This is a genomic window from Symmachiella dynata (assembly GCF_007747995.1).
Lineage (GTDB): Bacteria > Planctomycetota > Planctomycetia > Planctomycetales > Planctomycetaceae > Symmachiella > Symmachiella dynata.
The window spans coordinates 6,050,014-6,063,774 of sequence record NZ_CP036276.1 but is presented as its reverse complement, the minus strand read 5'-3'; the positions used below and the strand labels follow the sequence as shown (position 1 = coordinate 6,063,774).

The 13,761-nt window shown below is 56.1% G+C and carries 9 protein-coding genes; 8 read left to right on the top strand and 1 reads right to left on the bottom strand.

Features of this window, described 5'->3' with window-relative positions; translation table 11 throughout:
* Positions 1-184 precede the first annotated feature (184 nt).
* Together Mal52_RS23055 and Mal52_RS23050 are read left to right on the top strand one after the other, a co-directional pair.
* On the top strand, positions 185-1,798 hold the full coding sequence (locus tag Mal52_RS23055) for an NCS2 family permease (RefSeq protein WP_145378874.1): 1,614 nt from the start codon (positions 185-187) through the stop codon (positions 1,796-1,798).
* Positions 1,795-2,790, top strand: coding sequence for an alpha/beta hydrolase family protein (locus Mal52_RS23050; protein ID WP_145378873.1), 996 nt, complete (start codon positions 1,795-1,797; stop codon positions 2,788-2,790). The genes Mal52_RS23055 and Mal52_RS23050 overlap by 4 nt, the downstream gene beginning before the upstream one ends.
* 210 nt (positions 2,791-3,000) lie before the next feature.
* On the opposite strand, the gene Mal52_RS23045 is transcribed toward Mal52_RS23050, so the two are convergent.
* The gene (locus tag Mal52_RS23045; protein WP_145378872.1) at positions 3,001-3,291 is read right to left on the bottom strand and encodes a hypothetical protein; all 291 of its coding nucleotides are present in this window, start codon (positions 3,289-3,291) and stop codon (positions 3,001-3,003) included.
* Positions 3,292-3,892: 601 nt separating this feature from the next.
* On the opposite strand from Mal52_RS23045, the gene Mal52_RS23040 reads away from it, so the two are divergent.
* From Mal52_RS23040 to Mal52_RS23015, 6 genes are all read left to right on the top strand, one after another.
* Positions 3,893-4,240 (top strand): hypothetical protein, encoded by a 348-nt coding sequence (locus Mal52_RS23040; protein WP_197533423.1) that lies wholly within the window; start codon positions 3,893-3,895, stop codon positions 4,238-4,240.
* Between the two features lie 603 nt (positions 4,241-4,843).
* Positions 4,844-5,569 carry a hypothetical protein gene (locus tag Mal52_RS23035; protein WP_145378871.1) on the top strand — a complete coding sequence of 242 codons (726 nt, stop codon included), beginning with the start codon at positions 4,844-4,846 and terminating at the stop codon, positions 5,567-5,569.
* A gap of 155 nt (positions 5,570-5,724) precedes the next feature.
* Complete coding sequence (locus Mal52_RS23030) at positions 5,725-9,078, top strand: protein kinase domain-containing protein (RefSeq protein WP_145378870.1); 3,354 nt, start codon at positions 5,725-5,727, stop codon at positions 9,076-9,078.
* Positions 9,079-9,240: 162 nt separating this feature from the next.
* Complete coding sequence (locus Mal52_RS23025; RefSeq protein WP_145378869.1) at positions 9,241-11,028, top strand: cytochrome c peroxidase; 1,788 nt, start codon at positions 9,241-9,243, stop codon at positions 11,026-11,028.
* A 147-nt stretch (positions 11,029-11,175) separates the two neighbouring features.
* Positions 11,176-11,715 carry an O-acetyl-ADP-ribose deacetylase gene (locus Mal52_RS23020; protein ID WP_145378868.1) on the top strand — a complete coding sequence of 180 codons (540 nt, stop codon included), beginning with the start codon at positions 11,176-11,178 and terminating at the stop codon, positions 11,713-11,715.
* An 87-nt stretch (positions 11,716-11,802) separates the two neighbouring features.
* Positions 11,803-13,578 carry an Hsp70 family protein gene (locus Mal52_RS23015; RefSeq protein ID WP_145378867.1) on the top strand — a complete coding sequence of 592 codons (1,776 nt, stop codon included), beginning with the start codon at positions 11,803-11,805 and terminating at the stop codon, positions 13,576-13,578.
* The last annotated feature ends 183 nt before the right edge of the window (positions 13,579-13,761 follow it).

Genomic DNA, 13,761 nt, shown 5'->3' with positions numbered 1-13,761 from the left:
GCACGATTTCAGCGGACCACAGCCGATTCCACCCCGTTTTCACGAGAAATGCCGCCCTGGCGATGGTGACTAGCAGTTCCTGATATGTTCTCACAATCGAGAACCACCGTCGCACTTCGGCCGCAAGCCTCGCGCCAGGGCGAACTTGACGTCCCCTTTGCCTGCCCGCTAGGCTGCCTGGGCTATGTCAACACGCTATCCATTATTTGTCCGCCGCGATCTTGATGGCTTCTTCGGGTTGTTTGTCGACAACCTGGTGCAGTTGTTGTTGATCATCAGTCTGTGTACCGGTCTGTGCGGAATGTCGGGTGAGGATGCCCGGTATTTGTATCAACATATCCTCCCCGGCGCTGCTGTCAGCATCGTTTTTGGCAATCTGTTTTATGCTTGGCAGGCCCATCGACTGGCAGCACGGACGGGGCGAGATGATGTTACCGCTTTGCCTTATGGCATCAATACGGTCTCCCTGTTGGTATTCGTGTTCTTCGTGATCAAACCGGTCTATGACGACACGCAGAGTGCCGAAGCGGCTTGGCAAATGGGATTGCTCGCCTGTTTGGGGAGCGGGTTGATTGAATTTTCAGGATCGCTCGTGGCCGATACCGTTCGCCGCAACACGCCTCGTGCTGCATTGTTGTCGACATTGGCAGGGATCGCCATCGGTTTTATTTCGATGACCTTCGCGCTGGAGATTTTTCAATACCCGCTCGTGGCGATGCTGCCGTTGGCGGTGATTTTGATTACCTATTTTTCTAGGATCTCGTTGCCCTGGGGTCTGCCCGGCGGATTGATTGCAGTCACGCTGGGCACGCTGATTGCCTGGGTACTGCCGGCCGACATAACGGGAGTGACCGTCGGGCTGCATGAAACAACCCAGGCATGGGAGGCACGTGGCTGGTGCCCGCCGCAATTCGCCGGCGCGGAGATTTGGAAACTGCTGACCGCTGATAGTCATTGGTTGAGATATCTCTCAGTGATTGTGCCGATGGGACTATTCAACGTTATTGGTAGTTTGCAGAACATTGAATCGGCCGAAGCCGCCGGCGATTCGTACGACACGCGCTCCTCGTTGGCCGTTAATGGCGTGGGAACGATGTTAGCGGCGGGGTTTGGGAGTTGTTTTCCGACGACGATCTACATCGGACACCCCGGTTGGAAAGGGCTCGGCGCGCGGGCGGGTTACTCGACGCTCAACGGCGTGGTGATTGCTTTGATGTGCCTGACCGGAACGGTGGCGCTGGTCAATAGCCTGATTCCGATGCAAGCGGGGATTGCGATCGTGTTGTGGATCGGCATCATCATTACGGCCCAAGCATTTCAAAGTACGCCGCGTGAACATGCACCGGCCGTGGCGGTCGGACTCTTCCCGGCCATCGCCGCCTGGGGCGCCACGGTCGTGCTAGGTGCTTACACTCAAGCGGGAGGCTCGGCGCAAAAAGCGTTAGAAGCCAACCCCACAGTCGCCGTCAATGGTTTTTTGCTGCATGGCATGTTCGTGATGGAACGCGGTTACATTTTTACCTGTATGATGCTGGCTGCGATCTCCGTGTTTTTGATCGAGCAGCGTTTCTATACGGCCGCCATCTGGTCGCTGTTTGCCGCAGCGTTTGCCTATTGCGGATTGACACATGCTTATCAAATTAGCGGTAATGCGCTCGATTATTTGTTCGGAGCAACCCAACCGATGCAAGGGGCATTGGCATTTCGTGCTAATCAGATTGCGGTGGGATATTTGTTGTTCGCCGCTGTATTCTTTATCATCGGAGTTTTGCAAAAACCCCAGGAGACCGTGGAATGAGTCGTGCCGTCGGCGTACTGTTGGCCTTGTTGGTAGTCAGCGGATTCGGACGGCCGGATTCCGTCTGCCGTGGTGAGGACCCATTGCCCATGCTCGAAAAAATATCCGTAACCAGTTCACTCGACAGGACGCCGCAAACATCCTTGTTGTGGGCGCCCGAGACGGCCCGCGAGCAACCCACGCCGCTACTGATTTGGTTGCACTCTTGGAGCGCGGATTATCGGCAGGAAGCATCGCTCGAGTATCAAAAGCAAGCCGTCCGTCGCGGATGGATTTTGTTGTTGCCCAATTTTCGCGGACCCAACAAGCGCCCCGAGGCGTGCGGATCGAAATTGGCACGGACCGACATCATCGATGCGATGAATTATGTCGAACAGCACTACAAGGTCGACCCGCAGCGGGTTTACTTGGCCGGTGCCTCCGGCGGAGGGCATATGACGTTGTTGATGGCCGGATACTATCCGCAGCGTTTCTCAGCGGTTTCGGCCTGGGTCGGAATCACGGACCTGCCGCAGTGGTACAACTTTCATGCACCGGACGGCAAACCCGCAGGCTATGCGCTCGACATCCTCAAAGTCCTGAAAGGGAAACCGGGCGAGTCAGAGGAAATCGATGCCGACTATCGTGCGCGGTCGCCGATTCATTTTCTGCATCAAGTGGGCGACCTGCACGTCGACATTGCTGCCGGGGTCAAAGACGGGCATACCGGGTCGGTCCCGATCGCGCATTCGCTGAATGCCTTCAATCGCATTGCAACAACCAACGGCGACGATGGGGTCTCCGACGACGAGGCTGAGCAATTGTGGACGGCGCAAAAACTGACCGCGCCGCAAGCGAGCGATCAGGTGACCGACGAGACCTATGGCCGCGATATTATATTGCGGCGCAAATCAGGCAACGCACGGGTGACCATCTTTCAAGGAGGTCATGAAGGGTTGCCCGAAGCATGTTGCGCCTGGCTGGCCAAACAACGCCGGGCGACGACCGAATAGTCTGCGGGGCAGGCAGGGTGGGCCAAGAAACCGTTGAAAAAGGGGGCCACTGGCGGCTTATTGAGCCAGTGCAAACTGAGCGACCGGCAATACACTGCTGGACAAGCCAGCAGTGGCACCCGATTCTCGTATGTTTTTGTTTTTCAACGGTTGGCTAAACGACGCATTCTCCAGACCTGTCCCGCCAACCATCCGGTTTGTCGCATCAAATTACGCGGCTTGAGGGAGCAACCGTTGGCGGAGTTTGACTTTTAGGTAACGGATGCCGCGTGCGTCGTAAAAATAAATGATATTGTGGTCGGAGGCCCAGATGGCTCCCAAGCGGACGCTACGGGGGCCTTGCAGCGAGAATTGCAATCCGCAGTCGCGGCCCCGGCGAGTGAGTTGCATCTCACTCATGGAAAATTGTTCGAGAACCAGGTTTTCGCATTCACACAATTTGTGATGGATAAAGTTTCGCAAATCATCCAAACAACGAATCTCGTCAACGCATTCTAACATCGTGTATGGTACCTCTGAGTCATTCGGAGGGGCGTGTTTCTCAAACGCAAGGAGAGTTCGGTTTTCCAACCGAGAATCGCGCCGGCGTGCATGCCGATCGCGATTCCTCCCCGTCGCGTTTTGCTGTGATCGTCTTGACTTAGCGATACGGGTATCGGCGATTCCGTTGCTTGGGCTTGGCGATGATGGAGACCGGCGTTTCGACCGGTACCCGTTGCGCGGACGTTGTGGTTTGCGCAATTGGATCTCTAAAATTTTAGCTGCAGGAAGCCGCTGTCGGGCACGCTGAACGACGAGCTCTGTTGACTAGACTGCACCAATTGCACAAATTGCCCTATACTCTCATTAGCGGCGGAAGTATTACGGAGGGAAAAGGGCCGCAGCATCGGTGCCGTAAGCCCTTCAATGCATCTGTTTGTCTGGTTTAGAAGAGTTGTCGAGGTTGAGAGTCCGTTTCGGATCGTGCTGATCTTAGCGGTCCGCGCGAGAATCGGGCGCCTTGCTAGGCGCCGGTGGGTACGTTTTGAGATGATGACCTCGGCAGAACCAGTTGTGCAATTTTTCGCCGCACAAAGATTTTGATTTACTTCGGGAGTGAGGCATGGCTAACAGCGACCACGACGGAATAGTTCTTGAGGATACGCAACCGGCGGTCGACGAACGACTATACGTGCCCCACTCCACAGGCTGGTCGGCGCATATCAAACATTCCGGCGGCACAGAACGCTGTTTTGCCCAACACCCCGGCCAAGATTTTTTCCATTTACTGATCACCGGAGAAATCTATCTCGAAAATGGTGGTGAGCGATTTTGCCTAACGTGCGCCATGCGCCGCGGCATCATCAACCGTGATCGGAAATTTTTGAAAAACGATTCCCCGATGCCGACAATCCAGCCACTGGACGACATGTCCGACGTGCCATTACAAGGCGAATCGGGCGAGTCATAAAACGATAAATTTCTAGCCGTTTGTGAAAGAGATTCCAACTTATGTGGTCGGTGTCAACTTTCGCCAGCGGACACATCTTGACCCATTTCACCTTCCGCCGTAGGATTCCACCGCGCACTCTCGTCCGGTTGGGGCGACGCGCGGCAATGCACATCATTTTTTGACGAACTTCACAGCACGTTGCCATTGCATTTTCCGGTGTTCGCATGGGCGTACACCCGTTTCTCATCGCAATCAGTCACAAGTTCAGTCCCCTCTTTTTTAGTTGAGGCATTCCCGCCTCACACGGCAGTCGCCAAGTCATCGGTGACAGGTCGGCTGACGTTTGTCTCCATATCGTGATCCCTCAAACGTTGGATTTTCGCGGAGTCCCCCTGAGTCGTCTTGCCCAACCTATCTGGGCCTCATTGTGTCTCCCTGCGCCGTGCGGTGTCAGGAAGCAATCGACTCCACGCAAAGTCAAATTCGGCAACGCGGTGCAAAACCGACTTTACGAGTTTCGGCGATAGCAAGATACCGCTGATGTTGACACGCGTAAGGCAGTTTTGACGACAGTTCGACGCGGACTTCATTTTGACATGGCGTCCGCGGGGAGAATTGCTCATGAAACGATCACATGCATTGATCGGCGGTTGTTTAGTCGTCCTCTTACTGACCGCGGTCGCCGCGGCCACGGGCTGGTCCTTTCACCAAGTGCCCCGGTTTTACCAAGACGCCTTAAAGCAACAAGCCGATCCCCAACAGCGGCAACAACAAGCCCAACATCTGGAGCAGCGGACACTGCGTCTGGTCGATGACATTTATCATGCCGATGAATGGTCGCAAGAATTCACAGCGACCCAAATCAACAGTTGGTTGGCCGAGGAACTTCCCCGACATCGCGCGCATTGGTTGCCGATCGGTGTGAGTGAACCACGGCTACATTTTACTGAGGATACGATCCACCTCGCGTTTCATTATCGAGACGAATATTGGGACACGGTCATTAGCGTGCAGTTGAAGCCCGATATCGAAACTCCGGATTGTTTGGCAGTCGAATTTGCTAGTGCGCGCGCCGGCGGGATTCCATTGCCAATGGACGATGTGTTGGCTGAAATGTCGCGAATGTTGACCGAATCGGGGTGCCTGCATGTCTTCACGCAACGCGACGGAAATCAGGTGATTCTTGTCGAATTAGGTCAGTTTGGTTTTCAACAGCCTGTCTTGGAATCGCTGCAAGTCCGTCCCGGTTCGCTCTCTGTTGCAGGTCGGCGCCTCAACTCCGGCGACATCACATTGGCGGAATTATTTCTAGGGCAAGCGGAGCGGGAAGCACTTTCCGTCCGCTAACGCATTCTCCCTCCCCGCCAAACAGCATTGTGACGGCCCAAATTGTGCAGTACGATTGAGATTCGTTGTGCCAACAGCGATGTCGTGCGGTCGCTCAGTCGTCATCGCTGGCTGGTCTGGCAAGTCTAGGTGACCAGTGGGGGGAGAGATTGGGCATGGCAGATCCGCTGGACGATTCGGAGTCCGCGCTCGCACAACAGATATTCCTAAGAGCCGTTGATGAGATTCCGGCTGATCAATGGGACCAATTCGTGCGTGATGCCTGTGGGGAGAACACCTCGCTTCAAGCGCGCGTTGAGGAACTGCTTGCCGCTCACAAGATCGTGTCGGGATACTTCGACAAACCTCCAACGATCTTGGCGTCCCTCGGCAAATCGCAGTCCATGGGCAATCTCACGGGGACCGTTGTCGATGGTTATCAGTTGGCCGAGCAGATTGGCCAAGGCGGGATGGGCGTCGTCTACATCGCCCATCAATCCCAACCGGTCAGGCGGCGGGTGGCATTCAAAGTTGTCAAACCAGGAATGGACACCAAGCAGGTGATCGCCCGTTTCGAAATCGAGCGACGGGCGTTGGCGATGATGGATCACCCCAACATCGCGCATGTTTTTGATGCGGGTGAAACCGAATCGGGCCGACCATATTTCGTCATGGAGTTGGTGCAGGGCAAGCCGATCACCGATTATTGCGATGACGCCAAGCTGCGCGCGCGGGATCGTTTGCGGCTATTCATCAAAGTCTGCTACGCGGTCCAGCATGCGCACCAAAAGGGGATTATTCACCGCGACATCAAACCCAGTAACGTGATGGTCACACATCACGATGGAACTCCCGTTCCTAAGATCATTGATTTTGGTGTCGCCAAGGCAATCAATCAGGAAGGTAGTGAGGAGACCGCACATACGTTGTTCGCGCAGCTTGTGGGGACGCCGCTGTATATGAGTCCCGAACAGGCGGAATGGGGCGGGGCGGACGTCGATACTCGGACCGACATTTATGCGCTGGGCGTCCTGCTGTACGAACTATTAACCGGCACCACGCCATTTGACCGGCAGGCTTTGTATCAAGCGACTCAGGACGAAATGCGGCGGATTATTCGCGAGGACGAACCGCTACGCCCCAGTAGTCGCATTAACACGTTGGACGAAGGAACGTTGACCGACGTTTTGGAATGTCGCCGGACGGATCGCAAACGATTGGGCCAAACCCTCACTGGCGATTTGGATTGGATTATCGTTCGTGCGATCGAAAAAGATCCTCAGCGACGGTATCAAACAGCGGGCGAATTTGCCGACGATGTGCAACGGTTTCTTAACGATGAACCGGTCGCCGCGCGGCCTCCCTCGGCTTCGTATCGCTTGTGGAAATTTGCCCGTCGGCACCGGACAGCTTTGGGGTCCGCCGCTGCGATTGCATTGAGTTTAATTCTAGGCATCGCCGTCAGTACGTGGCAGGCATTGGAAATGCACCGTGCCTGGAAAATTGCTGACGAACGCTCAGAAACTGCCGATTTGCAAAGAGAGCGGGCAGAACAAGCGAACAACCGCATGCAACGGCTGCTGTATGTCTCAGAAATGAAGGTCGCAGCCGACGCGCTGCGCCGCGAAGATATTCCCTCGGCGGTCGATTTATTGAATAATCATCATCCAGCGAAAAGTGAGGAGGATCTGCCCGGTTTTGAATGGTATTACATGAACCGACTCGTCGAACTCCCCAGCCATGCTTCGATCAGTTGTCCTGCTGGCGTTTTTTGTGTGCAACCCTCTCCCGATGGATTGCTCTTGGCGGCCGCTTGCGGCGACGGCAATATTTACATCTTCGATACGCAGACGGGCCAGGAGGTCCGCACGATTCCGACCGGGGCGGAATCCGCCAATTACGTCTGTTGGACCAGCGATCAAGCGGAGATTGCAACTGCCGATTCCAGCGGCCGTATCCAATCCTGGAACGTCTCTGATGGAATGCAAGTGCAGTCGATCGATGCACATGATGGAGAGGTGTACTGCCTGCATTATCTGCCTGATGATGCGGCGATCGTTTCCTCCGGCGATGACGAAATGATTTATCTGTGGGATCGCACCACAGGCAAAAAACTGGGAGAGTTCGCCGGACACGAACGGGATCCAGAACAACTTGCGGTCTCTCCCGACGGTCGATATGTGGCCTCCGCGAGTAGTGATCGCACCTTGCGGTTGTGGGATCTGCAGAATCAACAAGAAAAACCATTTGTCTGGGATCTCAAAGATTCACGTGTGTTGTGTGTGGCCTATTCCCAAGACGGTCGCCACATAGCCGCTTGCACAGTCCACGGTGGAGTGTTCCTGATTGATACAAAAACCATGGAGTACCGAAAGCTGGGCAGCCAACCCGATGGTGTGGAGTCGGTGACGTTCTTGGCCGACGGCGATTGGCTAGCGACCGGCGATCGCGGCGCGACAATTCATCTTTGGCCGGTGACCGCAGGCGCCAGTCAGGAGAACTCGATGTCAGAGAAGAAAATTATGCCCTACTGGATAGCGCACTCTGATCGCGTTCAAGCGTTGGCTGTCAGTACTGGGAGTAATTTACTGGTCTCCGGCGGACTCGATGGTGTGATCAACATGTGGGCAACCAACCCACAGTCCGCTGAATGGAAGATCGCGACACCGGGACTGAATGTTACAGAAATGGCGATCGGGAAAAACAGTCAGCTGTATCTCGCTGATAAAGACATTATTCAATACGATCTAGCCCGGCGCGAAGGGACTAGCGCCTTTACAACCCCACAACCGCGTTGGATGTCGATCGGGACCTCGAAGGACGGTCGCCGGATGGCGGCGACCGACAAGAAAAAATTAAGCCTGTTTGATCTCGATTCACAACAGCTCATCCATTCGTGGCCAATTTCTCCTGAGCTTGATGATCCACGTATAGCAGTCTCGCCCGACGGGCAAAAAATTGCCACCGCTTGGTGGTCAAGCGTGGACTACATCGAGATCTACGATTTGGATCAGCCGGATGAAATCCAGCGTTTTCCCGCCACGCAAAGCCACGCGATCGAGTTTTCCCCCGATGGGGATCGCTTGGCATACGGAACAATGAATGACCTGATTGTTGTAGACATCGTTCACAACAAGGAACTCTTTACTTTGAATGAGCACTCCAGCACATTGTCAGACTGTGCCTATCATCCGAGCGGCGATTTGATTGCCACGGTCAGCCATGATCGAACGTTAAAACTGTGGAATGCTCACAACGGCGAGAAGCTGTACTCGGTGATCGCCCATGTCGATAAAATCAAGACCGTCGCGTTTTCACCGGACGGCAAGACGATTGTCACCGGTGGCAATGACCAAGTGGTGAAACTGTGGGACTGCCAAACCGGTCAACCGTTGTTTGATTTCGGCACCGAAGTGGATGGGATTGATCAAGTCCTGTTCACAGCCGATAGCCAGCGTTTGCTCTGCCTGTTAGGCAACGGCACGATCATCGTCTACGACATCTCCCGACCCGCTGATAAGGATACGTAGGACACAGCAGCGCTTGATCACCGCTGATGCGGTATGATCAATACCACATGATCAGCGGAGATTTTGGCGAATGTCAACAAAAGAAGAAAAGCGGAAGAGGTTTTGTTGAAGGGATTCAAAAAAACAAAACCGACCGTCGACTAATTGTTAGGCCAAACAGACATGCTGAATATGAATGCTCGCTGCATTTTCCTGAGCGCCTTTTTGACTCTCAGCGCATTGATACCTGCCTGGGCTGGGGAGCCACAGGAAGTCACGCCCCCATTGCCCACACAGCTCCGCCGCCCCATCGCCTTGGGGTGGCTTGATGACGCAGCGCGGCTTGCCGTTGCCAACCGTCGTAGCGGCACTGTCAGTCTGCTCAACACCGACACGTGGAGCGTGATCAACGAGTTTCCGGCGGGCAAACAATTGTCGGACCTGGCCGTTCTTCCCGGTGGAAAACAACTATTAGTCACCGACGAGGCGAGTCATGAATTGATCGCGCTGCGCTACGACAACGATGCACTACAGGAAACCGCACGCCTCCCCGTTAGCCCGTCTCCCGTAGAATTGATTCTCAACGACGACGCAACGCGCTGTTACGTCGCATCGCTGTGGTCGCGGCGGCTGTCGATTGTGAGTGTCTCGTCGCACGACGATTCGAATGTCGAATTGCAAATCTTCAAAACCGTCGCGTTACCGTTCGAGCCGCGAAAGCTGCTGTTACTCGGCGATGCCCGGATGCTGGTTGTCGCAGACGCCTTCGGCGGACAGCTTGCGGTTGTGGATGCCGAATCCGGCGAAGTCGCATCCGTTCGTGACCTCCCCGCCCACAACTTACAAGGCCTGACACTCAATCACGCGCAAGATGCGGTGTTGATCACGCATCAACAACTCAATCCGTTGGCCCGTGCGACGTTTAACGATCTGCACTGGGGGATGCTCTCCAACAACGTCGCTCGCCCGATTTCAGTCCAGCGGTTGTTGTCGCCGATGGACAACTTGCTCGACGGGCGGGGGGCTGTCCGTTTGGGAGACGTGGGCCATGGCGCGGCTGACCCGTCAGATATCGCCCTGCTGGACAAAGGCCGCATAGCCATTGCCTTCGCCGGGACGGGCGAAGTGGCGATCACCGATCTTGCTGGCCGCGACATGCGGCGCTACAAAACGGGGCGACGCCCCACAGCCCTGCTCGCGACCGTCGATTCCGGTGAGGTGGTCGTGGCCAACACACTTTCCGATTCCATTTCCGTGATCGACCCCGCCGCTGATCCACCCGTGCGAGACATTTCCCTCGGTCCGTCACCTGATCCATCCCCGCAGACACGAGGCGAGTTGTTATTTTTTGACGCCGGTATTTCGCACGACAGTTGGATGAGCTGCCACAGTTGCCACACCGACGGACACACAAACGGATTAACAGCTGACACATTAGGAGACGGTTCGTACGGTGCCCCGAAGCGCATTCCAACCTTACTCGGCGTCTCGCAAACCGATCTGTGGGCCTGGAATGGCAGCATGAAAGAACTTCATGATCAAATCGATCAATCGATCCGCACCACGCTGCACGGCGATCCTCCCAGCGGGGAAGACGTGAACGATCTGGCCGCCTACTTGCAGACCCTCAAACCGCCACCCCCTTTACGGCCGCAAACAATCGATGCGTCGGATGAAGCCAGTCTCACCCGCGGCCAGACGTTGTTTCATGAGATGATTTGTATCCAGTGCCACGTCCCGCCGGTGACTTATACGACTGGCGGAGTCTTCGATGTGGATCTGGTCGATGAGGTCGGCAACCGAAAGTTCAATCCACCGTCCCTGCGCGGTATCGGCCGACGCCGAGGATTTTTTCACGACAAACGTGCCGCAACGCTCGGAGCTGTGTTCACCGAGCATCAGCACCAATTGGATCGCGACTTGGGGGCACAAGAGTTCAAAGATCTAGTTCGGTTTTTAGAAAGCCTGTAGTGTTCAGGGTACCTTTTCATTTCCCTGGTGACTTCCCTAGAACCAGTTTCAAAACCCGGTTGCGCCTGTTCAGGAATCTATAATACAAGAGATTACGTGACGCGTCAGAGGGCTTTGAAACTACTTGTAGTCGAGAAATTCAAAATCATGTTGGTGCAATTCGGTGAGAGTCGCTTGGAACTCGCGCAAGGGGACATTACCACGCAGCAGGTCGACGCTATTGTCAACGCGGCCAATAGCGGGCTGCATGGCGGCGGCGGAGTCGACGGTGCTATTCACCGCGCCGCCGGTCCGGAATTGATGCAGGAAACAGACCGAGCCTATCCCGACGGTTGTCCCACTGGTGAGGCAGTCGCCACGGCAGCCTACGGATTGCCGGCCAAGTTTGTCTTCCACGCGGTCGGTCCGATCTGGCGGGGCGGCGGACAGAACGAGGCCGATTTGCTCGGCGGAGCCTACCGTCGCTGCCTGGAACTAGCGGTTGAGCACAATTGTCGCTCGATCGCTTTTCCCGCCATCAGCACCGGCGTCTATGGTTATCCCATCGATCTAGCGGCCGAAACTTCACTGGCCGTTGTCCGTGACTTTCTGCAACAGCAGGGGCGACCGGAGTTGGTCCGGTTTGTTCTCTTCAGCGGCGGGAGTTATGGTGCATTTGCCCGCGTGTTGGAATTGATGGCCAATTGAAACGGTGCGCGTTTCTTGCACGCCGTCCCGAGCCCGTTAGAATGCGCGGCACGCACGTCCTCACCTGAATTGAAGCATTGATATTCCATGACGACTGAATTTGCCGTTGGCATCGACCTGGGTACCACGAACAGCGTATTGGCCTATTCCTCACTGGATAGCGAGGATGCGGAGATCCAGTTGCTACCGATCCCGCAACTCGTGGCGGCCGGAACCGTGGACGCCAAAAAAGCGTTGCCATCGTTTCTCTACATCCCCACCGAAACGGAAAAATCCGGAAAAGCATTCGCACTTCCCTGGGAGGACCACCCAGCCGTAACGACTGGCGAATTGGCCCACAAACAGGCAGCCGACCTCCCCACGCGGACCGTCGTCTCGGCGAAATCTTGGCTTTGCCATAATCGCGTGGATCGTCACGAACCCATCCTGCCGTGGGGTGCGGGGGAGGACATTCCCAAGGTCTCGCCCGTCTCCGCCGCACAGCAATACTTGGCCCATCTCGTCGCCGCCTGGGACACCGCCCATCCCGACGCCCCTTTAGCCCAGCAGCACGTCGTACTCACGGTACCTGCCTCATTCGATGCCAGCGCGCGGGATTTGACCCGCGAAGCAGCCTTGGCCGCCGGTTTGCCCGAAGACTTTGTGCTGCTCGAGGAACCACAGGCGGCACTCTACGCCTATCTGGCCGCTGCCGGTGATGCATGGCGTAAAGAGTTGTCGGTCGGCGACATACTATTGGTGTGCGATGTCGGTGGTGGTACGACTGACTTTACGTTAATTGAAGTCAACGAAGAGGAGGGTGAGCTAACCTTAGAGCGCCGCGCGGTTGGCAATCACCTGTTGGTGGGGGGCGACAACATGGACCTCGCCTTGGCGCATCAGGCGGCTGCCCAGTTCGCAAAAAAAGGAACCCAACTCGACGCTTGGCAGTCCGTCTCTTTATGGCACGCCTGTCGCAACGCCAAAGAAACAATCTTCGCCGCCGAGGGCCCCGACACGCATCCGGTCACTGTGCTGGGGCGCGGCAGTAAGTTGATTGGCGGCACCGTCTCCATCGACATGGACTGCAAAAAATCAGCGTCGCTGCTACTGGACGGTTTTTTCCCCAAGTGCGACATCACAGAAAAACCGCAAGCGGCGGCGACCTCCGGATTTCAAGAAATCGGTTTACCTTTCGAAGCAGACACAGCAGTAACGCGGCACTTGGCGGCATTCCTCAGCGCGCAGGGCGACGGGGAAGCAGTACAGCCGACACGGCTGTTGTTCAACGGCGGTGTCTTCAAAGCGGCTGAGCTGCGCAAACGCCTACAACAAACCATCGCCGGTTGGTCCGAGGTGAAGCCGAAGCTGCTCGACGGTGAACACGATCTCGATTACGCCGTAGCGCGCGGTGCTGCCTACTATGCCCGCGCCAAACAAGGCCGCGGCATTCGCATTCGCGGCGGGACGTCGCATGCGTATTACGTCGGGATTGAGACCTCCGGCCCGGCGATTCCCGGCGTCCCCCGTCCCTTACGCGCACTGTGCGTCGCTGCCCTGGGAATGGAAGAAGGCACCGAAGTCGACGTGCCTTCCGCCGAAATCGGTTTGGTCGTCGGCCAGCCCGCGCAATTTCGCTTCTTCAGCTCCGCCACGCGCCGCGACGACCAACCAGGCAGCGTGATTGCCTCTTGGACGACCGACGAAATCACCGAAACCGATCCACTGGAAGCCACATTACCAGCATCCGCCGAGACCGACGAAGGCTACGTGCCCGTCAAATTTCACGCCAAAATCACCGAGCTTGGAATGTTCGAACTGTGGGGCGTCAGCACCACCAACGACGGACGCTGGAAACTAGAATTCAACGTCCGCGCCAACTAGCGGCGGCACAGCCGCTTGGTGCGAGCTTCCGCTCGAGGGGCGATTGTCGCTCCCGTTGGTCGCTGGGATTTGGGAATACAGCATTCCCGGGAGGGCGAGGCTCCCGCCGAGCCGCGCGCTACCGTAACCTGTCAATTGTTCAATGATTCCCGCATCACGCCCAACGCAACGATGCGGCTCAGC